This window comes from Acidovorax sp. LjRoot74 (assembly GCF_964254355.1).
Lineage (GTDB): Bacteria > Pseudomonadota > Gammaproteobacteria > Burkholderiales > Burkholderiaceae_C > Acidovorax.
The window spans coordinates 1111933-1136025 of record NZ_CAXUTI020000001.1; the positions used below are offsets into that span (position 1 = coordinate 1111933).

Sequence of the window (24093 nt, forward strand, 5' to 3'; positions counted from 1 at the left end):
GGACACGTTGGATGCTTTGTTTGCCCATGCCTTTCGCCCCCCGCCTTTCGTGCGCGCTGTTCGCGCTGGTCGTCTTGCTGGCCCCGCTGCTGGTGCATGCCGCCCCCGCGCCCTGGTACTACTGGCGCAGCCTGGTCGATGGCCAGCGGGTATGTGCGCAAACCTCGCCCGGCCCGGGCTGGGAACAGGACAGCGCCGCCTACGAAGGCCCCGGCTGCCAGCCTCGCCGCAAGGTGCTCATCGTGCCCATGCGGTAGTGCGTAGGGGCCCTCTGCACGAATCGCCGCGCCGTGTTCATCTGCGGGCTCGGGCGGCCTGCGGCGGTGCAAAACCTCGCAATAGCTGCGGCTATTGCTGCGTTTTGCGCCTTGCAGTCCATCCCGATCCGCAGCGCACACGTGCCGCTCGATTTGTGCAGATGGTCCCTGCGTTGTTTTGTTATAAAAACAATAGCTATTCAGGCATGCTGGACGCGCGGTAGCGGCCAAAAAACCTTGCAATCGTGTGTGTACATTCGATAATGGCACGCATGACTGAATTGATTCTGATCCGCCACGGCGAGACCGACTGGAACCGCGAGCTGCGCTTTCAGGGCCACGTGGATGTGCCCCTCAACGCCACCGGCCACGAACAGGCCCGTCGCCTGGCCGAGCGCCTGGCCGCAGAGCGCCCCGTGGTGCACCACCTCATCTGCAGCGACCTCATCCGTACCCAGCAGACCGCCACGCCCAGCCTGCAGGTGCTGTTCCCTCAGGCCCGCATCGACACCCTCACCGACAGCGCCCTGCGAGAGCAAAACTTTGGCGTGGTAGACGGCAAGCGCGTGGACGACGTCAAGCAGGACCACGCCGATGCATGGAATCAGTGGCTGCGCTTTGAAGCCGACTACGGCATGCCCGGCGGCGAGACCACCCGCCAGTTCCACACCCGCGTGATGGACGCCGTCTACCGCATCGCCCAGCAGCACAGAGGCCAGACCGTGATGGTGGTCACCCATGGCGGCGTGCTCGACATGATCTGGCGCACTGCGCGTGGCACCGGGCTGGATGGCCCCCGCCAGAGCGACATCCCCAACGCGGGGCTCAACCGCGTGCGGGTGAGTGGCGAGGCGGTGGAAGTGCTGGACTGGGCCGATGTGCGGCACCTGGCGGATTTGCCGGAGCAGCCGGTGTATGACCAGACGAAGTTGGTGGTGCGGTGAGTGCCAGCGTGCGAGCACGAGCTGGATCAGGCGGCATGTACATCAGAAGTCAAGAAGTGCTCAACTCCTCAGCTACGGTTCGCAGCGCGTAAAGCATGCCAAAGAGCTCGTTAGGGTGATATCGAATAGCGGCTTTTTCTAGCGGGGCACCGTTGGCAATCCACTCTTTTCCCTTGGTCACGTACTGTTCTTCCGACCACCCTTCGTAGCGACCCCATGGATATCGCAGGTCTACGAAGTTCTTGCCCAATTCCTTGAAAACGCGCTGATGATTGTTCGTTAAACCCGATGGCCCAATTCGCTCTCCAGCCAGCCGGAGAAGACGATCTCGCAGATCTTTCGGCAGGCGCTTGAACAGCTGGTCATATTTATGCCCGTGTGCCTTTTCATGGAGCGTTTGCTCAAAAACCACTTTGAGCAAAAGCTCTAGGCTCAGTAAACGCAGCAGGTAGTAGGAGTCAGATCGATCTCCTTCGTCCGAAGCTGCGTAGAGTAAGTCAGCGTCACTCAATCTCTTTAGGGCGTCCTCGTGCATCAGCCTCAGACGCAGCTTGGAGACTGGCAAGGGAGGCTTTTTGTACGTTTCAGGTAGCCCTAGCTGTTCGTCTACTGCCCTCATTTGCCGCGCCAGCCTCACCGACTCCGGCTGCCCATTCACCATCGGTTGCAACACGTTTTGCACCGTCGCCCACTGCCCATTGCGCTGCAGTGCATCCAGCCAGATCTGGTGAAACAGATCCCGTTGCGCATGGCTGCCGCCAATCTCCACCAGCCGGGGCAGCGCCATGCCCAGCTTCTCCACGGCAGTAGCCCAGTCGCCCTGCGCATGCGCCAGCAGGCCGTGCGCGGCGGGCACGCACACTTGTTGCCACACCATGCGCTCGTGCGCCTCGATGCGGGTGGCGGCGTGGGTGGTGATGTTGTTGTGCAGCGTGCGTGCGGCCTCCATGCGCCCGGCACGGGCCAGGCCGTAGAGATATTGCAGGTCTAGGAAAGGCAGCACATGGTCGGTCAGGCGCAGGGCCAGGTGGTCGGCCACGTCGGTCCAGCGGTCGCCGACATCCACGCCTGCCAGCTCCAGCCGGGAGAGCAGGGACACGGCGTTGATCTGGTCCTGGGTGTATTCCTTGACCACGCCCCACACCTGCTGGTCGTAGAGCGCCAGCACCTCGGCGTGCCGGTCTTGTTCCAGCAGGAACAGCGCCTGGTGCCACCAGTTGTGCGTGACCATGAAAGAGTTCAGGCCCGTCCAGGTGTCGCTCACGCTGGCCATGAAGTCGGCGCCTTCGCGGATGCGGCCCTGGGTCAGCATGACGTGGGCCAGGGCGTGGTGGGCCCAGGGCTCTTTGCGGCACAGGGTGATGGCGTAGCGTGCAGCACTTTCGGCCTCTGGCAGGCGGTGGCATTGCTCCCAGCCAAAGGCGAGCATGCCGTGCAGGTAGGGCACCTCGGCCGCTGCGGGCAGGGCCTGCAGCGCCAGGCGCAGCATGCCGGGCGAGTCGCCCTGGTTGAACAAATGGTATTGGCCGAGCTTGAGGGAGGCGAGGTCGCGCGGGTGCAGGCGGGCTTGCTCTTCGTGCAGCGCAATGGCGCGGGGCAGGTCGCCATCTACCCAGGCGGCGACGGCGGCCACAAAACGTTGTTCGCGCTCCGTCGCCTCTGCGGCGTGGGCGAGGGCCTGGTCGATGAAGGGGCGGGCGTTGCGCGGGGCATCGGCCGACTCGGCAAACATGTGCAGCGCCGCGCAGCTGGCCTGGACGATGGGGCTGGTGTCTGCCGCTGCGTTCAGCACATTCACCGCGCGGGCTTCGCAGGCGATGAAACCTTCCACAAAGTCATTCACGGCGGCCGCGCTGGCCGAGTCGTGCAGCGTGAGGGGGTTGCCCAGGCTATCGGTCGTGCGGGTGTGCGTGGAGGATGGCATGGGGCTTTATGGGGGCGGGGTCAGCCGCCCTGGATGAGGGCCATGTAGGCCTTGCGGGTTTCAGGCGACACCGAGGCCACCAGCTGTTCGTGTGGCGTCTGGTGCCGGGCCAGCATGCGGGCGGTGGCAATGGTCTTGGATTTGCAGAACCAGTGGCAGGTGTGCTGCATGAGGAACAGCTCGGCGGTCATCATGTAGGCGCGGTCCTTGGGGGCCAGGTGGCCGGTGTTCTGCACCACGTGGGCAATGCCGCGTGCATGGATGGCCAGGGCCTTGCGCATATCGAAGGTGGCGGCGGGCAGCAGCTTTTCGGCAAAGGGCAGGGCGATGGAGAGGCGGCTGACCCGCGCGTCGGCTTCGTTGATTTGCGCGAAGTCGGCGGCAAAGCGGCTGAATTGTTCGGTGAGCTGCGATTCGGTGGTGCTCAGCAGGCTCCAGATCTGCTGGCGGCGCTCGTCGGTGCTTTCGCCCAGGGCGCGCAGGTAGCCGTCGGTCAGGGCTTCCATGAGCTTTTCGATCTGGTAGTTGGCCAGGTGGCTGCCTAGCAGCGCGATGCGCTTGCGCTGCTCTTTGGCGTTGAGCATGTAGGTGCCGGTGGCGATCAGGATCGCCAGGATGAGGATGTCCATGCGGTGGGGCTGCTGGTGTGCAGGGGTTGTCGGTCTGTGGCGGGGCTGGCTGCGCCGCACCCCCCAAAAGGGGCTGCGGCTGCCAGCAAAACCCCAAGGTTACCAACAACCTCCTTGCAGGCTTTCTCGACCTCGCGGGTTGGCGGATTGACTTACGCCCTCAAGCCGCAGGCGGCTGGGGCCATGCCCGCTGGGGCTCGCGGATCAGCTCGAAGGCGTGCGCCACCTGCAGCACCCCCAGGTCGTCAAAACGGGCGCCTGCAATCTGCAGGCCGATGGGCAAACCCGCGCGGGTGTAGCCGCAGTTGACCGAGGCGGCAGGCTGCTCGGACATGTTGAACGGCACGGTAAAGCCGATGTGTTCCAGCGGGCGCAGCGGGTCGTTGGTGGGCGAGGGCAGCTCGGCCTGGAAGGCCACGTTGGGCGCCACGGGCGAGATCACGTAGTCGAACGCGCTGCAGGCCTTGACCGTGTTCACCCGGGTCAGGTGGAACTGGTGGCTGGCGTTGAAGACTTCAGTACCGCTCATGCCCGCAGCGCTCTCGGCCCAGGTGCGGATATAGGGCAGCACCTTGTCGCGCCGCGCGGCGGGCAGGGCCTGCAGGTCGATGTGCGAACGCATGCGCCAGAAGTGGTCCATGCCGTCGAGCATGGCCTGGGTCATGAACGGTGCCATGGGCACGATGGTGGCGCCAGCGCGTTCCATCAGGCGGGCGGCGTGTTCGACGGCGGCTTTCACTTCGGGCTCCACGCTCAGGCCGCAGCCAGCGTCCAGCAGCAGGCCGATGCGCAGGCCGCGCAGGCGTTCGGCGCCCTTGTTGAACTGGCTCCAGGCGATGTCCTGGTAGGGCAAGCTCATGCTGTCGCGTGCGTCGGGCTGGCTCAGCACCTGCATCATCAGCGCGGCGTCGGCCACGGTGCGGGTCATGGGGCCGGCGGCGCGGCCGGTGTAGGGTGGGTCGATCGGAATACGGCCCAGGCTGGGTTTCAGGCTGAAGATGCCGCACCAGCTGGCGGGCAGGCGCAGCGAGCCACCGATGTCGGTGCCGATGTGCAACGGGCCGTAGCCCGCTGCGGCCGCCGCGCCACCACCAGCGCTGGAGCCGCCGGGGCCCTTGCTCACATCCCACGGGTTGCGCGACAGCGGGTGGAAGGTGGACAGGCCCGAGGACAACATGCCGTAGTCGGGCATGGTGGTCTTGGCGACGATGACGGCACCGGCCTCGCGCATGCGGGCGGCGGGTGGGGCGTCGGCTGCGGCGGGCACCAGCTCGACAGCAGCGGTGCCCAGCGGGGTGGGGTCGCCTTCTGTGGAGATGTTCTCTTTGATGGTGCTGGGCACGCCGTCCAGCAGCCCCTTGGGCTCGCCGCGCAGCCAGCGGGCCTCCGAGGCGCGGGCCTGCTCCAGCGCCGCGTCGGGGCGCAGCAGGTAGGTGGCCTTGATGTGGGGCTCCCAGCGCTCGATGTGCGCTAGCACGGCCTGCGTGACCTCCACGGGGGACAGCGTGCGCTGGCGGTAGGCAGCCAGGAGTTCGTGGGCGGGCAGGTCGTGCAGGGCAGTCATGTCGGGGGTAAAAGTAAAAAAGGCTGCTACCGCCTATTGGTAAAGCGCTGGTAGCTATTGTTTTAGTAGCAATCGGGCTTCCGCGTGTTTCCGTGTTCCAGCGCTCTGTGCGGAACGCGCAGCCCCTGAGACTGACGTAGCCCAGGCGCGGGCAGCCGAGCAAGGGCCGCCCCGCAGCGAGGGCTGCGTCCCCCTGCCCGCATTGCGCAGCAATGCGAGAGCGGGGGGAAGGCCCGTAGGGCCTCAGGGGGGTGTCCCATCAACTCCAGGACAGCGACGAGATGTCGTTCACGAACACGGGCATGTCTTTCCACAGGCCCTTGAGGTTCTTGTTGGCTACCGTGATCCACTGGTTGGAGTACAGGAAGGCGTGCACCGAGTCCTCGGCCAGCAGGCGCTGCGCATCGCCCAGCAGCTTGGCGCGGTCTGCAGGGCGGGCGGCGTTCTTGATCTGGTTGAACAGGTCGTTGAACTTGGGCGAGTTGTAGGCCCAGTAGTAGTCGGGCTTGGCAAAGTTGCCCAGGTCAAAGGGCTCCACGTGGCTGATGATGGTCAGGTCGTAGTTCTTGCTGCCGTAGGTGCCGCTGAGCCACTGCGCCCATTCCACGTTCTGGATCTTGGCGATGATGCCGACCTTGGCCAGCTGGGCGGCCACCACCTCGCCACCCTGGCGGGCGTAGGGGGTGGGCGGCAGCGTCAGGGTCAGCTCCAGCGGCGTCTTGATGCCGGCCTCGGCCAGCAGCTTCTTGGCCTTCTCGGGGTCGTAGGGGTTCACACCCGTGGTGTCCACGTAGCCGAACGCGCCGGGCACGTAGTGGCTACCAATGGGCGCACCGTAGCCATCGCCCGCGCCTTCGATCACAGCCTTGCGGTCCACCGCTGCAGCAATGGCGCGGCGCACGCGCACGTCATCCAGCGGCTTCTTGCCGTTGTTGATGGCCAGAATGGTCTTGGCGCGCGAGCCGCTGACCACCACCTGGAACTTGGGGTTGGCCTTGAACTGCGCCACGCTGCGGGGGGTAACGCGGGGGAAGGCGTCCACGTCGCCCGCCAGCAGGGCAGCGACCTGGGCTGCGGGGTCGGAGATGAAGCGGAAGGTGGCGCGCTTGATCTTGATGGCCTTGGCATCGCGGTAGTCGGCCCACGCGGTCAGCACCACGGACGAGCCCTTGTTCCACGCCTGCAGCTGGTAGGGGCCGGTGCCCACGGGCTTGTTGGCGTTGGTGTCGGCGCTCTTGGCGTCCACGATGATCGACGTGGCCTGGCCCAGCACGAACAGCAGGTCGGGGTCGATCTCCTTGTTGAGCAGCACCACGGTGTAGTCGTCCACCACCTGGGTGGTGATGCCTGCAAAGGTGCGCTTGTCCTTGTTGGTGCTCTTCTCGCCACCGGCGCGGTCGTACGAGAACTTCACCGATGCAGCGGTGAAAGGCTCACCGTTCTGGAACTTCACGCCACGGCGCAGCTTGAAGGTGTAGGTCTTGAGGTCGGGCGAGACCTCCCAGCTTTCGGCCAGCAGGGGCGACACGCTGCCGTCGGGGTTGATTTTGGTGAGCGTTTCGAAGATGTTGTACTGAACGATCTCGGCGATGGCAGAGGCCGCACCGGCGGTGGGGTCCAGGCCTGGGGGCTCCAGCGTCATCGCCAGCGTCACCGCATCTTTGCGGCCCTGCGCCAGGGCGCTGAGCGGGGTGGACAGGGGCACGGCGGCAATCGCGCCAGTGGCAAGGACGGTACGGCGGTTCAGCATGTTCGGACTCTCCAGACAAAAAACCAGACAACAACCATAAAGACCCCCGGTGCAATTTGTTACCGGGGAGGAAAGAAGCTTTTTACACCATCACACCTGCATGTGGTTATGCGGTTTTCGCCGTTGCGGCAGAAGCTGCAGCCGCAGCGGCGGCCGCACGGCGCGCCCTGGCGCGGCCCGGCAACACCTGAGGCACGGCGCCCACCAATGATTGCGTGTAAGGGTGCTGCGCATTGCGGAACAGCTCGGCGGGCGAGCCGCGCTCCACGATGCGGCCCTGGTACAGCACCACCACCTCGTCGCAGAGGTGGTTGACCACCGCGAGGTCGTGGCTGATGAGCATGTAGGTGATGCCGAACTGCTGCTGCAGGTCCTGCATCAGGTTGAGCACCTGGGCCTGCACCGACACGTCGAGCGCGCTCACGGGCTCGTCGGCCACGATGAGGCGTGGGCGGGTGATGAGTGCGCGCGCAATGGCGATGCGCTGGCGCTGGCCGCCAGAAAATTCGTGCGGGTACTTGCCCAGGTCATTGGTGCGCAGGCCCACCTGCGACAGCACCTGGGCGGCCTGCTCGCGCTGCTCGGCGCGTGTGGTCTGGCCCTGCGCCTGCAGCGGCTCGGTCACGATGCGCTCCACCGTCTGGCGCGGGTCCAGCGACCCATACGGGTCCTGGAACACCATCTGAAAGTCGCGCCGCGCCTGGCGCAGTTGCTCGGCGGGCAGCTGGTGCAGGTTGCGGCCCAGCAGCTCCACCGTGCCGGAGGTGGGCGCATCGAGCGCCATCACCAGGCGCGCCAGGGTGGATTTGCCCGAACCCGATTCGCCCACCACGCCCAGGCTGCGCCCGGCGGCGATGGAAAAGCTCACGCCATTGAGGGCCTGCACCGTGCCTGGCGGGCGGAAAAGGTGCTCGCGCGGCAGCGTGTATTCGCGCACCAGGTCTTTCACCTGCAGCAGGGGGCTGTTGTTGGCGTTGTTGTTCGTGGTGATAGTGCCGCTCATGCCGCCACCTCCGCGCCCTGTAGCGCGCCGTGCGCTTCTGCAATGGCTTCGCGGCGCAGGCAGCGCACGGCGTGGTCGCCATCGGCATCGGTGGCCACCACGGTGGTCGGCGGGGGTTCGTGGTGGCAGGCGTCGATGGTGTAGCTGCAGCGGCCCGCAAAGGGGCAGCCTGCGGGCAGGTCCACCAGCTCGGGCACGGTGCCCGGGATGGTGGACAGGCGCGGGCGCTGGCCGGGCGCATGCACGGCGCCCAGGTGGGGGCGCGCCGCAAACAGGCCCCGCGTGTAGGGGTGCGCCATGGCCGAGAAGACGGACGCGGTAGAGCCGCTTTCGACCACGCTGCCGCCGTACATCACCATCATGCGGTCCACGTTCTGCGAGATCACGCCCAGGTCGTGCGAGATCAGGATCATGGCCATATTGCGCTCGGCTACCAGGTCGCTGATGAGGTCCAGGATCTGCTGCTGGATGGTCACATCGAGTGCCGTGGTGGGCTCGTCGGCAATCAGCAGGTCGGGACTGCAGGCCAGCGCCATGGCGATGGTGATGCGCTGGCGTTGTCCGCCCGAGAACTGGTGTGGATAGGCGTCGATGCGCTGCGCCGCGTTGGGAATGCCCACGCGGTCCAGCAGCGCGATGGCCTCCTTGCGGGCGCTGGCCGCGTCCATGCCCCGGTGCAGGCGCAAGGGCTCGGCCACCTGGCGGCCAATGGTGTGCACGGGGTTGAGGGCCGTCATGGGCTCCTGGAACACCATGCCAATGCGGTTGCCGCGCATCTTGCACATCTGCGCATCGGTGCGGCCCACCAGCTCTTGCCCGTCAAAACGGATGCTGCCCGTGACCTGAGCGCTGTCGGGCAGCAGGCCCATGAGCGACATGGCGGTGATGGATTTGCCACAGCCCGATTCGCCAATCAGGCCCAGGGTTTCACCGCGCGCCAGCGAAAAGCTCACGCCGCGCACGGCATCGGCTGGGCCCCGGTGCGTCTGCAGGCGGATGCGGAGGTTGGAGACTTCTAACAGGGACATCGTGGGCTCTTGGCGTATCGTTTTTATGTGGCCGTTCAGCGCTTGCGGGAAAGGCGGGGATCCAGCAAATCGCGCAGGCCGTCGCCCAGGAGATTCAGGCCCAGCACCGCCATGGCGATGGCCACGCCGGGCCACACGGCCAGCAGCGGGGCCTGGAACATCAGCGTCTGTGCCTCGCTGAGCATGCGGCCCCAGGAGGGCTGGGGCGGCTGGGTGCCCAGGCCCAGGTACGACAGGGCCGCCTCGGCCAGGATGGCAATGGCGAACTGGATGGTGGCTTGCACGATGAGCACCGACAGGATGTTGGGCAGCACATGCTCCAGCGTGATGCGCCAGCTGCCTTTGCCGCAGGCGCGCGAGGCCATGATGTATTCGCGCGACCACACGGCGTTGGCCGAGGCGCGGGTGACACGCGCAAACGTCGGGATGTTGAAGATGCCGATGGCGATGATGGAATTGACGATGCCCGCACCAAACACCGCCGTCATCATGATGGCCGAGAGGATGGCGGGAAAGGCAAATGTGAAGTCCGCCAGCCGCATGATGAGTTCTTCCACCCAGCCGCGTTTGGCAGCCGCCAGCAGGCCCAGCGCCGTGCCGATGGTGAGACCAATGCCCACCGCAATGACGCCGACCAGAATGGAGTTGCGCGCCCCGACCAGCAGCAGCGAGGCCACATCGCGCCCGAAGGCATCGGTGCCCAGCCAGTGCGTGCCTGTGGGCGGTTGCAGTTTGGACGCCAGGTCCATTTCGTAAGGAGACCAGGGCGTCCAGACCAGCGACAGTGTCGCCGCAAGGATCAGCAGAAGCGATAGCACGGCGCCAATGACAAAGCTGCGGTGGCGCAACGCGCGGTGCAGCCAGCCAGGGGCGGAGGAAGGCGTTGAAGAAGGAATGGCAGCGCTCATGGGGATCAGATGTCAGAGGCTTTGACGCGCGGGTCGATCACGGCGTAAAGAATGTCCACGACGAAGTTCACGATGACCACCATGGCGGCGAGCAACATTACGCAGTTGCGCACCACGATCAGATCGCGGTTGGAGATGGACTGGAAGATCAGGCGCCCGAGGCCCGGCAGGTAGAACACGTTTTCCACCACGATGGTGCCCGCCAGCAGGTTGGCAAACTGAAGCCCCATCACCGTGACCACTGGAATCATCGCGTTGCGCAGCACATGACCCCACAGCGCGGCGCGCTGCGTCAAGCCCTTGGCACGCGCCGTGCGCACAAAGTCTTCACGCAGCACCTCCAGCACAGCCGAGCGGGTGATGCGCGCCAGGATGGCGGCCTGCACCACGGCCAGCGCAATGGCAGGCAGCAGCAGGGCCTTGAGGGCTTCGAGCGGGCTGCCGCCAGCGTCTTCCGTCCAGCCCGGAAAACCCCCGGCCGAGAACCACTGCAGCTTCACCGAGAACAGCAGGATCAGCAGGATGGCGAACCAGAAGTTGGGGATGGCAATGCCGATCTGCGCCAGGCCCATCACGCCCACATCGCCCACCTTGTTGTGGCGGGAGGCGGCATACACGCCAGCGGCCAGGGCCAGCACCGTGGTGATCACCATGGCCATCAGGGCCAGTGGCACGGTCAGGGCCAGGCGCTCCAGCACCAGGTCGAGCACGGGCGAGCTGTAGGCGTAGCTGTCGCCCATGTTGCCCACCACCAGGCCGCTCACCCATTGCCAGTAGCGCAGGCTGGCGGGCTGGTCCAGCCCCAGCTTGGTGGCCAGAGCGGCCACGGCATCGGGAGAGGCATCGGGGCCCATAAGAATCTGCGCGGCATTGCCTGGCAGGATCTCCAGCACCAGAAACACAACGATGGATGCGCCGATCAGCGTGGCCAGGAGGGTGGCAAACCGTTTGAGGAAAAACAGACCCATGGAGCAGGCGGTGGAGGAGGGTGGGACGCGAGCGCGTAAAAATTAATGTGTATACACAGCATAACGGTAAAAACATCCCCGTCAGCGGTGGTGGGTTGCAGTGTGGCACGCAAGGCACATGCCACCGCGCGGGATAATACGGAGCATGAACTGCGCCATGTACCCCGTTGCCCCTGTGTCTGGCCCTGCGCCCAGGGAGGCCGTATGGCGCTGATGATCACCGACGAGTGCATCAACTGCGATGTGTGCGAGCCCGAGTGCCCCAATCAGGCGATCTATCTGGGGCAGGAGATCTACGAGATCGACCCGCACAAGTGCACGGAATGTGTGGGGCATTTTGACGAGCCCCAGTGTGTGCAGGTCTGCCCCGTGGCCTGCATCCCCGTGAATCCGCAGCATGTTGAAAACCGCGAGACGCTGTGGCAGAAGTTCCAGCGCCTGCAGGCGCCGGCGGCAGGCTGATCCTTAAGCTTTTTTGGCCGTCTGCGCGCGACCATCAAGTGTTTTAAGCTATTAAAAATATAGCAATTGGTCATTACCCAACCGCTGATCAGTCCTCCACCGGGCGAACAGGCTTGGGGCGGGGTGGCTTGGTGGTGTGGATGAGCAAGGTGGCCTTGTCCATCTCGCCCGCCAGCATGGCGGGGTAGGCTTTCAGCGAATGGATGATGCAGTCCTCGATCAGCGTGCGCTGGTCGGGCGACGGCTTTTTCAGCACCCAGTTGGCGACTTCGCTCTTCACGCCGGGGTGGCCGATGCCGATGCGCAAGCGCCAGTAGTCCGGCGAACCTAGCTGGCCGTGGATGTCGCGCAGGCCGTTGTGCCCGGCGTGGCTGCCGCCGCGCTTGAGCTTGACCTGTCCGGGGGGGATGTCCAGCTCATCGTGCACCACCAGAATTTCCTCGGGCTGGATCTTGAAGAACCGTGCAAGCGATGCCACGGATTTGCCCGAGAGGTTCATGAACGTCTGGGGCTGCAGCAGCCAGACGCTCTGGCCATGCACCGTGGTGCGCGCCACCAGCCCGTGGTAGCTGCGCTCGGGCACCAGCGTGGCCTTGAGTTCGCGCGCCAGAGCGTCAATCCACCAGAACCCGGCGTTGTGGCGGGTCGCTTCGTAGTCGGGCCCCGGGTTTCCAAGGCCTACAAACAGCTTGATCATCTGTGGATTATCCGTGTGCGAAGGTGGATTGCCGCGCGCTGGGTGGTGCGGTGCCTGGTGCTCGTTGGTGGTTGGCCGCTATGGGGTCAGTGCCGCGTGGCGGCCACGCAGGCCAGGCTACAAAAACAAACGCCAAAAACAAACGGCCCACCGAGGTGGGCCGTTGGGAGGCCAAACCCGCCGAGACGGGTTGGCCTGCTTGGTAAGGCGAGTGAATCAGCGAGCGGCCGATTACTTCTTGCCCTTGCCCTTGCCCTTGGCGTCAGCAGCAGGAGCGGCGTCAGCAGGGGTCTCAACGACCACGACTGGAGGCACAACGGACACCAGCACGGGGTTGTTATTCTGGCCGCCACGGACCTTGGCTACCACGCCCTTGGGCAGCTTGATGTCCTTCAGGTGCAGGGAAGCACCCTTTTCCAGCTTGGACAGGTCCACAGCGATGAATTCGGGCAGATCCGAAGGCATGCAGGTCACGTCCAGTTCGTTCACGATCGGGTTGACCATGCACTTGTCCACCTTGACGGCGTTGGACTCTTCAGCACCGCTGTAGTGCAGTGGCACCTTCAGGTGCAGCTTGGTCTTGTCGTCCACGCGTTGGAAGTCGATGTGCAGCACCAGTTGCTTGTAGGGGTGGTATTGCACGTCACGCAGCACGACCTTGGAGGTTGCGCCGGCCACTTCCATGTCCAGCACGCTGGAGTGGAAAGCTTCCTTCTTGAGGGCGTGCCACAGAGCGTTGTGGTCGATCTCGATCAGTTGGGGTTCGGTGGCACCACCGTACACGATGCCAGGCGTCTTGCCCGAGTTGCGCAGACGGCGGCTCGCACCCGTACCTTGCTTGGCGCGCTCAAAAGCGACGAAGTTCATAGTTAGCTCCTGGAAAGAGGCGACCGCGACCAGTCATCCTCTGTTTTAAAAAGGCTTGCGGCATTGTTGCCGCCCGCCACTTGGTGTCCCCGAACAGACAACAAGCCTCCCGAGGGAGGCTTGTGTGCAACCGGTCTGCAGCGCTCCCGGCGGGAGCGGGTCAGAACAGGTTGTCCTGGTCCGAGAACAGGCTCATCACCGACTCACCCTTGGCAATGCGCTGGATCGTCTCGGCGATCAGCGGGGCCACGGAGAGCTGGCGAATCTTGGTGCATCCCTTGGCGTTGTCGCTCAGGGGGATGGTGTTGGTCACGACCACTTCATCGAGGGCCGTGCCCTTGGCGATGCGTTCGATGGCGGGACCCGAGAAAATGGGGTGGGTGCAATACGCGTACACGCTCTTGGCACCACGTTCCTTGAGCACTTCGGCGGCCTTCACCAGCGTGCCGGCGGTGTCGATCATGTCGTCCATGATCACGCAGTTGCGGCCTTCAATCTCGCCGATCACGTGCATGACTTCCGACACGTTGGCCTTGGGGCGGCGCTTGTCGATGATGGCGAGGTCGCAACCCAGCTGCTTGGCCAGGGCACGCGCACGCACCACACCGCCCACGTCGGGGGACACCACGATCAGGTCCTCGTAGTTCTTCTGGCGCAGGTCGCCCAGCAGAACCGGAGAGGCGTAGATGTTGTCCACGGGAATGTCGAAGAAACCCTGGATCTGGTCCGCATGCAGGTCCATGGTCAGAACGCGCGCAACACCCACGGCCTGCAGCATGTTGGCAACCACCTTGGCGGTGATCGGCACACGGGTGGAGCGAGGGCGGCGGTCCTGGCGGGCGTAGCCAAAGTAGGGGATCACGGCGCTGATACGCTCGGCCGATGCACGCTTGAGCGCATCCACCATGATCAGCAGTTCCATCAGGTTTTCGTTGGTGGGTGCGCAGGTGGACTGCACCACGAAAACATCGCGTGCACGCACGTTTTGCTTGATTTCGACGGTGACTTCACCGTCAGAGAAGCGACCCACGTCGGCTGCACCCAGGGTGGTGCCGAGGTGCTGGGCAATTTCAGCTGCCATGCCAGGATTGGCATTGCCGGTGAAAACCATGAAGTCGGGGTGATTGGCTTGCATGAGAGTCCCAGCAATCTGAAAAAAAAGCCCGTACGCGAGAAGATATTTGGCAGGGGAAGAAGGATTCGAACCTTCGCATGCCGGAATCAAAATCCGGTGCCTTAACCAGCTTGGCGACTCCCCTACACAGGTCAACTGCTGAAAGCAGCCAACCTTAATTCTCGTCTGATACCCACCCTGCCAGAGGATGAATCATCAGATTTTCACACGCTTTGACTTGCCAGCCTTCAGGGGCTCCGCTCAAATCCACTGCATGTGATATTTGCGCAAACACCGCACTTCCAGAGCCTGTCATTCGGGCTTGCAATCCGCGACTCCTGAGCCATTCGATGGCCTTGGTGACGTCCGGGCAAAGTGCCTGAGCAACTGGCTGCAAGTCATTTCTACCGAAGTGAAAGTGTGCTGCAGCAAAGCCTAAGATTGTAGCACTATCTGAATCGCGTTTCAAACTTGGTGACGAAAAAATTAATTTTGTCTCCAAACCTGCTGCGGGCTTCACGATGGCAAAGCGCGCTTGCGGCAGTTGGTGTGCTTTCTCAAGCGGCGTGATTGTCTCACCAATTCCCTCCACCCAAGCGTTGTGACCGCGTAAAAAAAACGGAATATCTGCGCCGAGCTGCAAACCGATCGATTCCAGTGCCGCGCGTGACAGGCCCAGGCCCCATAGACGGTTCAATGCGAGCAGTGCCGAGGCCGCGTCGGACGAGCCTCCGCCCATGCCGGCCTGCGCAGGAATGCTCTTGAGAACACCAATGTGCGCGCCGAGTGTGCAGCCCGTGGCGGATTGCAGGGCCTGTGCAGCTCGCAGCGTCAGGTCCATATCCGGCAAGGGTGGGCCCAAATCTTCCCGGGAGATGACGCCATCACTGCGGCGCTCGAAATGCAAGGTGTCGCACCAATCCACCAGCATGAAGACGGACTGGAGCAGGTGGTAACCGTCAGCACGCCGCCCGGTGATGTGCAGAAAAAGATTGAGCTTGGCCGGAGCCGGCACGTCGTACAGCGCTTGCATCGCAGAGTGGGAAAAGTGGCGCGGGCTGAGGTGGCTGGGGCGATCGCCTCAGCGGGTCAACAGGATGCGCAAAGTGGCTTGTGGAGCGGGGTGGTTGCGCAGGGCGGTGAGGCGCCCGTCGGGCATGCCCGAAAGGTCCGCCTGCCAGCCAGGCGCCGTGGCCTGAATGCCGTTGAGCCAGCTGAACAGGGCTGCAACGGGAATGCGGGTGCCTGTCACATCCAGCAGCAGCGTTTCCAGGGAGTCTGAAGTGCGTGTTTCTTGTCCGCTCTGCAACTGGGCTTGGCCATCGTTCCAATCCAGCTGGGCAATGCGGTTGCCAAAGGGGCTCAGCAGCACCAGGCCGCCATTTTCAGGATTGCCATGCAGCTCAAACGTGGCCGAGAACGACTGGGCGGCTTGCCCCTCGACCTGCAGTGCGATTCTTCCGCGCCAACTGCCGTCGTCAGGGGGGGGGCTTCGTGTCGGTTGGGCGCAACCCGAAATCCACAGTACGCAGAACGTGATCCACAACACCATCCAGCGGCGTTGAAAGGCCACGCCAGATCCTGGCTGGAGGCTTTCGCCGTGGGCCTGCATCAGAGCCCTGCTCCAAGCCGCTTGAGTGTTTCTTTGAGGATGTCGTTGTCTGGGCTGATGCGCTGCCCTTCCTTCCAGACTCTGGAGGCGCCTTCCTTGTCGCCCAGGCTCCACAGCACCTCGCCCAGGTGGGCAGCGATTTCGACATCAGGGCGCGCCTTGAAGGCGGTTTCCAGAAGGCGTTTGGCATCGGCCTTGTTGCCCAGGCGAAACTCCACCCAGCCAAGACTGTCCATGATGAAGGGATCGTTTGGCGCAAATTCCAACGCTTTCATGATCAGTTGCTTGGCCTCGGCCAGTCGAAGCCCCCGGTCTGCAAGTGAATAGCCGAGCGCGTTGTAGGCGTGGTGGTACTGCGGTTGGCGCGCAATCACCTGTCGCAGCAGTTGCTCCATGGTGTCTGGGCTGCCCATTTTTTCCGCCAGCATTGCCTGGTCATAAACCAGTTCCGCATCGTCCGGCGCCAGTGCCACCATTTCAACCTGTACTTGGTAGGCTTCCTTGAAGAGGCGCTGCTCGCGCAGCAGCTGCACTTCGGCCGACAGCTTCATGCGCAGGCTTTCTGCAGAGGTTCCGGGCAGGCTGCGCAGCAACGCACGCGCCTGGGCAAGTTTGCCTTGGCGTGCCAACAAAGAGGCTCGGCGGATTTGGGCGCCAAACACTTCTTCCGCGTTATCAATACGGCCCAGCCAGGCCTCTGCAGCCGCAAAGTCTTTCTTTTTCTCTGCAATTTGTGCGTACAGCAAATATGCCTGGGTCAGGCTCTTTTGTCGTACTTCTGCATCGGTCGAGGCCGAGGCCAGATCGAGAAAGCGCTGCAGCGAGGCCTCTGCAGCGGGCAAGCGGTTGTCCTGAAGTTGCAGCGTGGCAACCACGAGCCAGGCTTCTGCCAGATCCGGCTTTTCTTTGGTCACGGCTTCCAACTGGCGGCTGGCATCTGGATAGCGTTGCAGCCCCAACAATACGCGCGCATAGGCCATTCGCAACTCGGGGATGGGCTGTTTGGCCAGCGCCTGAATCACGATGGCTTCGGCTTCCGGGATGTTTTCGTCCAGCAGTTCGAGTGCCAACCGCGCGGCGTCCTCGCTGGCGTTGTCCAGTTCCTGCGCCTTGCGCGCGGCACTCAGTGCACCGCCTTTGTCGCCAGCAGCCAGGCGCAGGCGTCCTAGGGCCACCCAGGCGGCAGGGCCTGTGGCGGGGTTGGCCAACTCGTCCACAAGGGCCTGTTCTACCACCTTGGCTGCCAGCGCCTTGTCGCTGGCGCGCCCGTACATCTGGGGCAGGGCGGACAGCGTGGCTGCCTTGGCACGAGGTGGGGACTGTGCGAGTTCCTGGCGCAGCAGGTCGGGGGTTTCTCCGATTCGGTTGAGTGCCACCAGGATCTGCAGCACATAGCGGTTGGCTTCACGGGATTGGGGCAGGGCCTCTTTCCAGGCTTTGGCTGCGGCCAGGGCGTACTCGCCTGAGCGCGCTTGCAGGGCGATGTCGGCCGCCCGTTGGTAGAGCTGGCCGTCAGCACTGCGGCGAGCGGCCTCAAGCATGAAGGCATAGCCAGCGCCAGGGTCACCCGTGCGTGCGCTGATCTCGCCCAGAAAGATTTCATAGAACAGCTCGGCATCCAGGGCTGGGTTGGCGGTCGCAGGTGGCCTGCTGGCAGCGGCACGGCTGTCATTGCTAACTTGCTGGGCCCATGCGGACTGGGCAGTCACCGCCACTACGGTAGCGAGTGCGGCGGTTCGAAAGCTGTGAAAAAGCACCATCGGGTCATAATAATCCATGCCTGTGAAGCCGTTGTCCGGCATTTTGTATGCCTGAGTTGCCCGAAGTGGAAGTGACCCGCCGCAGTTTTGCCGATGCAATCGCGGGGGCAAAAATTCAAGCCGTGGTTCTGGGCAAGCCGTTGCGTTGGCCCTTGGGCTGTGATCCTCTGTCTCTTGTGGGGCAACAGGTATTGGGGTTGCGCCGACGGGGCAAGTACCTGCTAGCGGACCTGAGTGGCGGGCTTCTGTTGGTCCACCTGGGCATGTCGGGCAGTTTGCGTTTTGCACGTGGTTTGCCGCCGTGCGGACCTCATGATCATTTTGATCTGGTAACCGACCAGGGAACCTTGCGATTGCACGATCCGCGTCGCTTTGGCGCGGTGGTGTATGCCGCCAGTGAAGATGCGGCAGCGGCCGTGAAGCTGCTGGGGGCGCTTGGAATGGAACCGTTGTCTGATGCGTTCTCGCTTCCGCATTTTCAGGAAGGCCTGAGAAAAAGCCGTATGCCCATCAAACAGCTGCTGCTGGCGGGGCATCTGGTGGTGGGGGTGGGCAATATCTATGCGTCTGAAGTGCTTTTTATGGCGGGGATCCGGCCCACTGCGGCGTCTTGCCGCATCGGGGCTGCGCGGGTACGTCGTCTGTACGAGGCAATTCGTGTGGTGCTGGCGCGTGCCGTGGATATGGGGGGCAGCACATTGCGCGACTTTTCAAATGCGGAGGGCATGGCAGGGCATTTTCAGACCGCTGCCAATGTGTACGGGCGGGAAGGCGCTCCATGCCATGCCTGTGGCACGACGATACGGCTTTTGCGTCAGGGGCAGAGGAGCAGCTACTTCTGCCCCCGGTGCCAGAGACCATAGGGGGATAGGCTGCGCGGTGAATAGTGCAGCGGTACGCTTTAGGCTTGCAAAGGCCTCAATCCTGGGCCGGCGACAGCCCGCGTGCGGTCGATGCTATATTTTGTGTATGTCTACCCTGTAGGCCATTCATAGATCTGTGGGAGCAAAGTGGGACCTTCATTCAACGAACAGTTCGACCAGCATGGTGCCTGGCGGCGGGAGTTCGCCCAGCAGCTCAAGCGGCTGGCCGAGTGGATGTCCTCGCATGACCTCATGGATGCCGCCGTGCAGGAGAGGCTGCACCGCCTGGAGGAGCAGGTCCGTAGCGACAAGGTCATGGTGGCCTTTGTGGCGGAGTTTTCCCGTGGCAAGTCCGAGCTGATCAATGCGATCTTTTTTGCGGACTATGGGCGCCGCATCATGCCTGCGAGCGCTGGTCGAACCACCATGTGCCCGACGGAGCTAGGGTATGACGCTGCGGTTGCGCCCAGCTTGAGGTTGTTGCCGATCGAGACGCGTCTGCAGATGCAGGGGTTGGCCGAGTGGCGAATGAAGACCGACCGCTGGACGGAAATTCCTCTGGATGTCAGCAATGCTGACCAGATTGCCAAGGCGCTGGAGAAGGTGGCCGAGGTTCGCAAGGTCAGTCTGGACAACGCCCGCGCGCTGGGCTTCTGGCACGATGAGCTAACCGATGAAAATCCTGTGCCCGACGCACAGGGCCTGGTGGAAGTGCCCATGTGGCGGCACGCCATCATCAATATTCCGCACCCCTTGCTCAAGCAGGGGCTGGTGATTCTGGACACGCCGGGTTTGAATGCGGTGGGCGCAGAGCCTGAGTTGACCGTGAACCTGATTCCGCAAGCGCATGCGGTGGTTTTTATCCTGAGTGCTGATACCGGGGTCACCCGTTCTGACCTGTCCATCTGGCGCGAGCATCTCGCGATCTCGTCAGACGGAATGGATGCGCGTCTCGTCGTGCTGAACAAAATCGACACGCTGTGGGACACGTTGAACAGCGCCGAACAGGTGCAGGCTCAGATGGAGCGCCAGTGCAGCACCTCTGCTGAAATGCTTGGCGTGCCGCTGGACAGGGTGGTGCCTGTTTCGGCCCAGAAGGGGCTGGTTGCCAAGATCACTGCGGACGACGTCTTGCTGGAAACCAGTGGATTGCCAGTGCTGGAAGAGGCCCTTGCCAAAGGCATCATGGGGCGCCGCCGTTCCATTCTGCGGGCGGCGGTTTCCACTGGGGTGGCCAGCCTGCGTACGGAGACCGCTCGGGTCATCAACATCCGCCGCCGCGACCTGGACGACCAGATGGCCGAGTTGCGCAGCTTGCGAGGCAAGAATGCCTCGGTGATTGAGTCGATGCGCCATCGCATCGAGCAGGAGCAGCGCGAATTCGACCTGAGCACCGCCAAGATTCAGGCTGTGCGCGCTGTGCACCTCAAGCTGCTGCGGGACGTGTTCCAGCAACTGGGCGCTAAAGCGCTCAAGGCCGAGCTTGCGGAGCTGGCGCAGACGCTGCAGCAAAAGGGTCTCAAGCTGGGCGTCAAGAAAATTTATGTTCAGACTTTCGACAAGCTGCGCGGCACGCTGGACAAAGCGCAGGCTTCCGGCACAGAAATTCAGGCCATGCTGGGGGGCACCTTCCGGCAGCTCAATGCCGAGTTTGGGTTCTCTCTCCAGGTGCCCACACCTCCGCAGCTAGAGCACTTCACACATGATCTGAACCAGATCGAACAAAGCCACTTGCAGTACCTGGGCGTGGGCAACGCGCTGAAGCTGGCGCAGCCGGAGTTTGCCGAGCGGCTCGTACGGGCCTTGGCCATGCGATTGCGCACGGTGTATGAATCTGCTGCCAACGACCTTGAGCTGTGGAGCAAGTCGGCAACGGCGCAGCTGGATGCGCAATTGCGTGAGCGCCGCCGCAGTTTCGCGCGCCGCATCGAAGCGGTGGACCGCATACAGCAAGCGGCCAGCGGGCTGGTGGAGCGTATTTCGGAGATCGAAATTGGTGAAGAGGCGCTGAGCCAGTTAGAGCGCCGACTGCAGGAACTTACGTCCCAGCTCATCGCCTTGCCGGGCCTGGAGCCTTCCGCTTCCGACGCATATCTTGTGTCGGCATGAGTGTGTTCGCAGAGGAAGCACGCATCGCCGAGCGTGTGGTGGTATGGCAGGCACGCCATGGCCGCAACCACCTGCCATGGCAGCAGACCCGAGACCCTTATCGGGTATGGCTGTCAGAGATCATGCTGCAGCAGACCCAGGTCAGTACAGTGCTCGATTACTACGCGCGGTTTCTGGCGCGGTTCCCTGACGTCACTGCGTTGGCAAATGCCCCGCAAGATGAAGTCATGGGGCTTTGGAGCGGCCTGGGGTACTACAGTCGGGCGCGCAATCTACACCGGTGTGCGCAGCAGGTCGTGGCAGAGCATGGGGGGGCGTTTCCTCGTACGGCGGAGGTTCTTGCGACCCTGCCGGGCATTGGTCGATCTACGGCAGGGGCCATTGCCGCATTCTGTTTTTCAGAGCGGGTGCCGATCCTGGATGCTAATGTGCGGCGGGTGCTGACGCGCTTGCTGGGTTTTGACAAAGACATGGCATCGGCGGCCAACGAGCGTTTGTTGTGGGGGCTTGCCGAGTCGCTGCTGCCGTCGCAGGACCTGGGCTACGCGATGCCCCGCTATACCCAGGGGCTCATGGACCTGGGTGCTTCGATTTGCACTCCGCGCGCCCCTAGCTGTTCCGCCTGTCCTGTGATGGAGTCCTGCCAGGCTTTGAAAGATGGCGACGCTGAGCGCTACCCCGTCAGAACACGCAAGCTGACCCGCAGGGCCGAGTCCTGGCACTTGGCAATTGTTCGTGATGAACGGGGCCGTGTCTGGCTGCAGCGACGCCCTCCAACGGGCATCTGGGCAGGCATGCATTGTGTGCCGGTCTTTTCCGATGATGCTGCCTCCGCTGCTTTCGTGGCAGGACTTGGTGACCCGTCGCAGCGTGTGTTGGAAGAGTTGCCTCCTTTTGTGCATGTACTCACGCATAGGGACCTGCATCTTCATCCGGTGCTGATCAGCGGTGATGTTGGGGGCGGCGCCTTGGGGGAGGGCGAGTGGCTGGGGCAGGATCAATGGCCGTCGGTGGGGTTGCCCGCCCCCATTCGCAAGTTGCTGGACGCAACGCAGGCCCGGCTATGGTAGGAAGGCAGAGCTGGTCTCCACTGGCGACCCTCAGCGACCGTCGAGTTCCCGGTGGCGCTTCAGGGCAGTCCAGCGGTCGCTGAAAGCCTCCGCGAGCCTCTCCACTAGGTAAACAGAGCGGTGCTGCCCGCCAGTGCAGCCAATCGCAACCGTGACATAGCTGCGGTGGTTTCTGTCCAGCATGTCCAGCCAATGTGCCAGGAACTGCTCGATGTGTGCGCGCATGAGACTCACGTCGGGCTGGTGGTGCAAAAAGTCTGCGACGGGCTGGTCTAGTCCGGTCAAGTCGCGCAGTGCCGACTCATAGTGGGGGTTGGGCAGCATTCGCACATCAAATACATAGTCTGCATCCATGGGGATGCCACGTTTGAATGCAAAGGACTGAAACACCAGGGTCAATTGCCCTTGTGCGGTGGACATCAGGCCCTTGACATAGCTTTGCAGTTGGGACGCCCGTATCGTGCTGGTATCGATGACGTGTGATTGCTCGCGCAGGTCGGCCAGCAACTCACGTTCGAGTTCAATGATTTGCACCAAAGCCCGCCGTCCTTGCTGCAGATCGTCATGGGACAGGGGGTGGCGGCGGCGCGTTTCGGAGAACCTCCGCACCAGCGTGTCGATGGTCGCATCGAGAAAAATCGACTGGACAGCTACGCCCTGGCTGCGCAGGCGGTTCAGCTCCTGGGGAACCTGATGCAGAGATGTCGCGCTGCGCACGTCCATGGCGATGGCGACGCGGTTCCCATGGTGGCGATGCTCCAGCGCCACAAAAGCGGGCAGCAGCTCGGGGGGGAGGTTGTCCACGCAGTAGTACCCTGCATCCTCCAGGGCATGCAGGGCCACAGACTTGCCTGAACCCGACATTCCCGTGATCAGAACAATCTCAAGCGCCATCAGTCATCCACTCCCAGGGTTGTCGCCACATGGTTCAGCATTTCCCTGGCATGGGCCAAGGTTGTGGCTGTGGAGCGTTCGCCACCCAGCATGCGCGCAATTTCAGCTACACGCTGTTCCTCCTGGATCGCCTGCACGGTACTGGTAGTTCCTGTCGGGCTCTTGCGTTTGGCCACCTTGAGGTGATGGTGCGCGCAGGCCGCGACCTGGGGGAGGTGGGTTACGGCCAGCACTTGGCGATCGCTGCCCAGCTGTTGCATCAGCTGGCCCACAGTTTCTGCAACAGCGCCGCCAACACCGGAGTCCACTTCGTCGAAGATGAGTGTAGGCGCCATGCCCAGTTCGCTCGTAGTGACCGAGATGGCGAGAGAGATGCGCGACAGCTCACCGCCGGAGGCGACCTTGCCGATCGGCTTGGGGCTCATGCCAGGGTGGCCGGCGACCAAGAACGCTATCTCATCCAGCCCGTGGGCTGCGGGCTCCTGGGCGCGTGTCACGGACGCTTCGAACCTTCCTCCTTCCATACCGAGGCCTTGCATGGCCTGGGTAATGGCGATAGACAGCTTGGGTGCTGCCTTGGCGCGCGCCTGGGAAAGCGTCCGAGCTGCAGCCTGATAGGCTTTGGCGCTGGCCGTCTCGGCGGCTTGTAACCGTTCTATGTCGGTGGCGGAGTCGAGGTGGCGCATCTCGGCCTTCCAGTCCTCCAGAAGTGCGGGCAGCTCAGCGGGTGGCCGTTTGTACCTGCGGGCCAGGGCCATCCATTGAGACATGCGGGTATCCAGCTGGGCAAGCCGCTGTGGATCAATGTCTGCATGTCGCAGGTATGAATGCAGCGAATGGACCACGTCATTGGCCTGAGCAAGGCTTGACGCCAGGATGTCGGCCAGGTTGGCAAATTCGGGTTCGATGTGCTCCTGGGCCTGAAGGAGCGCTTGGGCCTGCGTCAGTGCACTGAGTGCACCAGCCTCATCTGCTTGCAAGGTCTGAATGGCGCCGTCGGCGGCATCCAGAAGCGCTTGCGCATGCGACAGGCGCTTGTGTTGCGCATCCAGCTCATCCCATTCATCGCGAGCAGGTGCCAGTTTTTCTACTTCGCTGATTTGCCATTGGAGCCGCTCACGCTCCTGCTGCAATGTGGCCTGGGCCTGGCGTGCCTGCTGCAGGGTTTTTTGGTCCGCGCGCCATTGCGACCATCGGGTCAGGGTGTCCGCGGTGCTGATGCCCGCAAACGCATCGAGCAACCCACGTACCGACTCGGGACGGGTGAGGCTTTGCCAAGCATGTTGACCGTGAATGTCGAGCAGCATGTCGCCTAGTGCGCGCAACTGCGCTGCCGTTGCCGGTGTCCCATTGATCCATGCGCGACTTTTACCCTGCGCGTCTACCGTGCGACGCAGCAAAAGCATGTCCTCTGAATCAAACCCTGCTTCTTCCAGCCACGGTCGAACATGCTCTGGACAATCGAATTCTGCGCAAATATCTGTTCGAGGGCAGCCTTCACGCACAACCCCAGCGTCCGAGCGCGCCCCCAGGGCCAGTTGCAATGCATCGATCAGAATGGATTTGCCCGCCCCGGTTTCGCCGGTCAGCACGGTAAAGCCAGATTGGAGCTCGAGCTCCAGCGCCTGAACAATCACAAAGTCACGCAGCGTGATTCGCCGGAGTGCCAT

General features: G+C 63.2%; 21 protein-coding genes, 1 tRNA gene and 1 pseudogene. 6 read left to right on the forward strand and 17 right to left on the reverse strand.

Going from position 1 to position 24093, the window contains the following annotated elements; all coding sequences use genetic code 11:
* Nucleotides 1-26: 26 nt before the first annotated feature.
* Both ACSQ3O_RS05180 and ACSQ3O_RS05185 read left to right on the forward strand, forming a co-directional pair.
* Nucleotides 27-257: a hypothetical protein gene (locus ACSQ3O_RS05180; RefSeq protein ID WP_436138085.1), complete on the forward strand. Its 231-nt coding sequence runs from the start codon at nucleotides 27-29 to the stop codon at nucleotides 255-257.
* Nucleotides 258-529: 272 nt separating this feature from the next.
* Nucleotides 530-1201 carry a histidine phosphatase family protein gene (locus ACSQ3O_RS05185; protein WP_436138086.1) on the forward strand — a complete coding sequence of 224 codons (672 nt, stop codon included), beginning with the start codon at nucleotides 530-532 and terminating at the stop codon, nucleotides 1199-1201.
* A gap of 586 nt (nucleotides 1202-1787) precedes the next feature.
* Here the strand turns inward: ACSQ3O_RS05185 and ACSQ3O_RS05190 are convergent.
* The 8 genes and pseudogenes from ACSQ3O_RS05190 to ACSQ3O_RS05225 all read right to left on the reverse strand — a co-directional run.
* Nucleotides 1788-3125 (reverse strand): annotated as a pseudogene (locus tag ACSQ3O_RS05190) (tetratricopeptide repeat protein); the annotation flags it as partial.
* A 20-nt stretch (nucleotides 3126-3145) separates the two neighbouring features.
* Nucleotides 3146-3754 carry a hypothetical protein gene (locus ACSQ3O_RS05195; RefSeq protein ID WP_436138087.1) on the reverse strand — a complete coding sequence of 203 codons (609 nt, stop codon included), beginning with the start codon at nucleotides 3752-3754 and terminating at the stop codon, nucleotides 3146-3148.
* Nucleotides 3755-3914: 160 nt separating this feature from the next.
* The gene (locus tag ACSQ3O_RS05200) at nucleotides 3915-5318 is read right to left on the reverse strand and encodes an amidase (RefSeq protein ID WP_436138088.1); all 1404 of its coding nucleotides are present in this window, start codon (nucleotides 5316-5318) and stop codon (nucleotides 3915-3917) included.
* Nucleotides 5319-5577: 259 nt separating this feature from the next.
* On the reverse strand, nucleotides 5578-7068 hold the full coding sequence (locus ACSQ3O_RS05205) for an ABC transporter substrate-binding protein (protein WP_436138089.1): 1491 nt from the start codon (nucleotides 7066-7068) through the stop codon (nucleotides 5578-5580).
* 106 nt (nucleotides 7069-7174) lie between these two features.
* Complete coding sequence (locus tag ACSQ3O_RS05210) at nucleotides 7175-8071, reverse strand: ATP-binding cassette domain-containing protein (protein WP_436138090.1); 897 nt, start codon at nucleotides 8069-8071, stop codon at nucleotides 7175-7177.
* Entirely contained in the window at nucleotides 8068-9099 is a 1032-nt protein-coding gene (locus ACSQ3O_RS05215) for an ABC transporter ATP-binding protein (RefSeq protein WP_436138091.1), read from the reverse strand. The genes ACSQ3O_RS05210 and ACSQ3O_RS05215 overlap by 4 nt, the downstream gene beginning before the upstream one ends.
* A gap of 35 nt (nucleotides 9100-9134) precedes the next feature.
* Complete coding sequence (locus ACSQ3O_RS05220) at nucleotides 9135-10007, reverse strand: ABC transporter permease (protein ID WP_137746721.1); 873 nt, start codon at nucleotides 10005-10007, stop codon at nucleotides 9135-9137.
* 5 nt (nucleotides 10008-10012) lie between these two features.
* Nucleotides 10013-10975, reverse strand: coding sequence for an ABC transporter permease (locus ACSQ3O_RS05225; RefSeq protein WP_298450085.1), 963 nt, complete (start codon nucleotides 10973-10975; stop codon nucleotides 10013-10015).
* Between the two features lie 204 nt (nucleotides 10976-11179).
* Here ACSQ3O_RS05225 and ACSQ3O_RS05230 point away from each other — a divergent pair, with 204 nt between their 5' ends.
* Nucleotides 11180-11437 (forward strand): YfhL family 4Fe-4S dicluster ferredoxin, encoded by a 258-nt coding sequence (locus tag ACSQ3O_RS05230; protein WP_137746719.1) that lies wholly within the window; start codon nucleotides 11180-11182, stop codon nucleotides 11435-11437.
* 88 nt (nucleotides 11438-11525) lie between these two features.
* On the opposite strand, the gene pth is transcribed toward ACSQ3O_RS05230, so the two are convergent.
* From pth to ACSQ3O_RS05265, 7 genes are all read right to left on the reverse strand, one after another.
* Nucleotides 11526-12134 carry an aminoacyl-tRNA hydrolase gene (gene pth / locus ACSQ3O_RS05235; protein WP_063462555.1) on the reverse strand — a complete coding sequence of 203 codons (609 nt, stop codon included), beginning with the start codon at nucleotides 12132-12134 and terminating at the stop codon, nucleotides 11526-11528.
* 231 nt (nucleotides 12135-12365) lie between these two features.
* Nucleotides 12366-13001, reverse strand: coding sequence for a 50S ribosomal protein L25/general stress protein Ctc (locus ACSQ3O_RS05240; RefSeq protein ID WP_137746717.1), 636 nt, complete (start codon nucleotides 12999-13001; stop codon nucleotides 12366-12368).
* A 160-nt stretch (nucleotides 13002-13161) separates the two neighbouring features.
* Nucleotides 13162-14136, reverse strand: a complete 975-nt coding sequence (locus ACSQ3O_RS05245; protein WP_094286710.1) for a ribose-phosphate pyrophosphokinase — start codon at nucleotides 14134-14136, stop codon at nucleotides 13162-13164.
* 47 nt (nucleotides 14137-14183) lie between these two features.
* Nucleotides 14184-14260, reverse strand: a tRNA-Gln gene (locus ACSQ3O_RS05250).
* Nucleotides 14261-14290: 30 nt separating this feature from the next.
* Nucleotides 14291-15148: a 4-(cytidine 5'-diphospho)-2-C-methyl-D-erythritol kinase gene (gene ispE / locus ACSQ3O_RS05255; RefSeq protein WP_436138092.1), complete on the reverse strand. Its 858-nt coding sequence runs from the start codon at nucleotides 15146-15148 to the stop codon at nucleotides 14291-14293.
* 48 nt (nucleotides 15149-15196) lie between these two features.
* Entirely contained in the window at nucleotides 15197-15688 is a 492-nt protein-coding gene (locus ACSQ3O_RS05260; RefSeq protein WP_249368025.1) for a lipoprotein insertase outer membrane protein LolB, read from the reverse strand.
* A 38-nt stretch (nucleotides 15689-15726) separates the two neighbouring features.
* Complete coding sequence (locus ACSQ3O_RS05265) at nucleotides 15727-17505, reverse strand: tetratricopeptide repeat protein (RefSeq protein ID WP_436138093.1); 1779 nt, start codon at nucleotides 17503-17505, stop codon at nucleotides 15727-15729.
* 29 nt (nucleotides 17506-17534) lie between these two features.
* On the opposite strand from ACSQ3O_RS05265, the gene mutM reads away from it, so the two are divergent.
* The 3 genes from mutM to mutY all read left to right on the forward strand — a co-directional run bounded on the left by mutM (nucleotide 17535) and on the right by mutY (nucleotide 21529).
* Nucleotides 17535-18350, forward strand: a complete 816-nt coding sequence (mutM, locus tag ACSQ3O_RS05270) for a bifunctional DNA-formamidopyrimidine glycosylase/DNA-(apurinic or apyrimidinic site) lyase (RefSeq protein ID WP_436138094.1) — start codon at nucleotides 17535-17537, stop codon at nucleotides 18348-18350.
* Nucleotides 18351-18497: 147 nt separating this feature from the next.
* A complete protein-coding gene (locus tag ACSQ3O_RS05275) occupies nucleotides 18498-20459 on the forward strand; it encodes a dynamin family protein (protein ID WP_436138095.1) in 1962 nt (653 codons plus the stop codon).
* Entirely contained in the window at nucleotides 20456-21529 is a 1074-nt protein-coding gene (gene mutY / locus ACSQ3O_RS05280) for an A/G-specific adenine glycosylase (protein WP_436138096.1), read from the forward strand. Before ACSQ3O_RS05275 ends, mutY begins: the two co-directional genes overlap by 4 nt.
* Nucleotides 21530-21559: 30 nt before the next feature.
* Here mutY and rapZ read toward each other — a convergent pair whose 3' ends face one another.
* Both rapZ and recN read right to left on the reverse strand, forming a co-directional pair.
* Nucleotides 21560-22423: an RNase adapter RapZ gene (gene rapZ / locus ACSQ3O_RS05285; protein ID WP_137746711.1), complete on the reverse strand. Its 864-nt coding sequence runs from the start codon at nucleotides 22421-22423 to the stop codon at nucleotides 21560-21562.
* Nucleotides 22423-24093: a DNA repair protein RecN gene (recN, locus tag ACSQ3O_RS05290; RefSeq protein WP_436138097.1), complete on the reverse strand. Its 1671-nt coding sequence runs from the start codon at nucleotides 24091-24093 to the stop codon at nucleotides 22423-22425. Before recN ends, rapZ begins: the two co-directional genes overlap by 1 nt.

What these genes read in the sequence shown, in the direction of transcription:
- ACSQ3O_RS05180 (WP_436138085.1), top strand. Translation starts at nt 27, where the DNA reads ATGCCTTTCGCCCCCCGCCTTTCGTGCGCGCTGTTCGCGCTGGTCGTC.
- ACSQ3O_RS05185 (WP_436138086.1), top strand. Translation starts at nt 530, where the DNA reads ATGACTGAATTGATTCTGATCCGCCACGGCGAGACCGACTGGAACCGC.
- ACSQ3O_RS05195 (WP_436138087.1), bottom strand. Translation starts at nt 3,754, where the DNA reads ATGGACATCCTCATCCTGGCGATCCTGATCGCCACCGGCACCTACATG.
- ACSQ3O_RS05200 (WP_436138088.1), bottom strand. Translation starts at nt 5,318, where the DNA reads ATGACTGCCCTGCACGACCTGCCCGCCCACGAACTCCTGGCTGCCTAC.
- ACSQ3O_RS05205 (WP_436138089.1), bottom strand. Translation starts at nt 7,068, where the DNA reads ATGCTGAACCGCCGTACCGTCCTTGCCACTGGCGCGATTGCCGCCGTG.
- ACSQ3O_RS05210 (WP_436138090.1), bottom strand. Translation starts at nt 8,071, where the DNA reads ATGAGCGGCACTATCACCACGAACAACAACGCCAACAACAGCCCCCTG.
- ACSQ3O_RS05215 (WP_436138091.1), bottom strand. Translation starts at nt 9,099, where the DNA reads ATGTCCCTGTTAGAAGTCTCCAACCTCCGCATCCGCCTGCAGACGCAC.
- ACSQ3O_RS05220 (WP_137746721.1), bottom strand. Translation starts at nt 10,007, where the DNA reads ATGAGCGCTGCCATTCCTTCTTCAACGCCTTCCTCCGCCCCTGGCTGG.
- ACSQ3O_RS05225 (WP_298450085.1), bottom strand. Translation starts at nt 10,975, where the DNA reads ATGGGTCTGTTTTTCCTCAAACGGTTTGCCACCCTCCTGGCCACGCTG.
- ACSQ3O_RS05230 (WP_137746719.1), top strand. Translation starts at nt 11,180, where the DNA reads ATGGCGCTGATGATCACCGACGAGTGCATCAACTGCGATGTGTGCGAG.
- pth (WP_063462555.1), bottom strand. Translation starts at nt 12,134, where the DNA reads ATGATCAAGCTGTTTGTAGGCCTTGGAAACCCGGGGCCCGACTACGAA.
- ACSQ3O_RS05240 (WP_137746717.1), bottom strand. Translation starts at nt 13,001, where the DNA reads ATGAACTTCGTCGCTTTTGAGCGCGCCAAGCAAGGTACGGGTGCGAGC.
- ACSQ3O_RS05245 (WP_094286710.1), bottom strand. Translation starts at nt 14,136, where the DNA reads ATGCAAGCCAATCACCCCGACTTCATGGTTTTCACCGGCAATGCCAAT.
- ispE (WP_436138092.1), bottom strand. Translation starts at nt 15,148, where the DNA reads ATGCAAGCGCTGTACGACGTGCCGGCTCCGGCCAAGCTCAATCTTTTT.
- ACSQ3O_RS05265 (WP_436138093.1), bottom strand. Translation starts at nt 17,505, where the DNA reads ATGGATTATTATGACCCGATGGTGCTTTTTCACAGCTTTCGAACCGCC.
- mutM (WP_436138094.1), top strand. Translation starts at nt 17,535, where the DNA reads ATGCCTGAGTTGCCCGAAGTGGAAGTGACCCGCCGCAGTTTTGCCGAT.
- mutY (WP_436138096.1), top strand. Translation starts at nt 20,456, where the DNA reads ATGAGTGTGTTCGCAGAGGAAGCACGCATCGCCGAGCGTGTGGTGGTA.
- rapZ (WP_137746711.1), bottom strand. Translation starts at nt 22,423, where the DNA reads ATGGCGCTTGAGATTGTTCTGATCACGGGAATGTCGGGTTCAGGCAAG.
- recN (WP_436138097.1), bottom strand. Translation starts at nt 24,093, where the DNA reads ATGGCACTCCGGCGAATCACGCTGCGTGACTTTGTGATTGTTCAGGCG.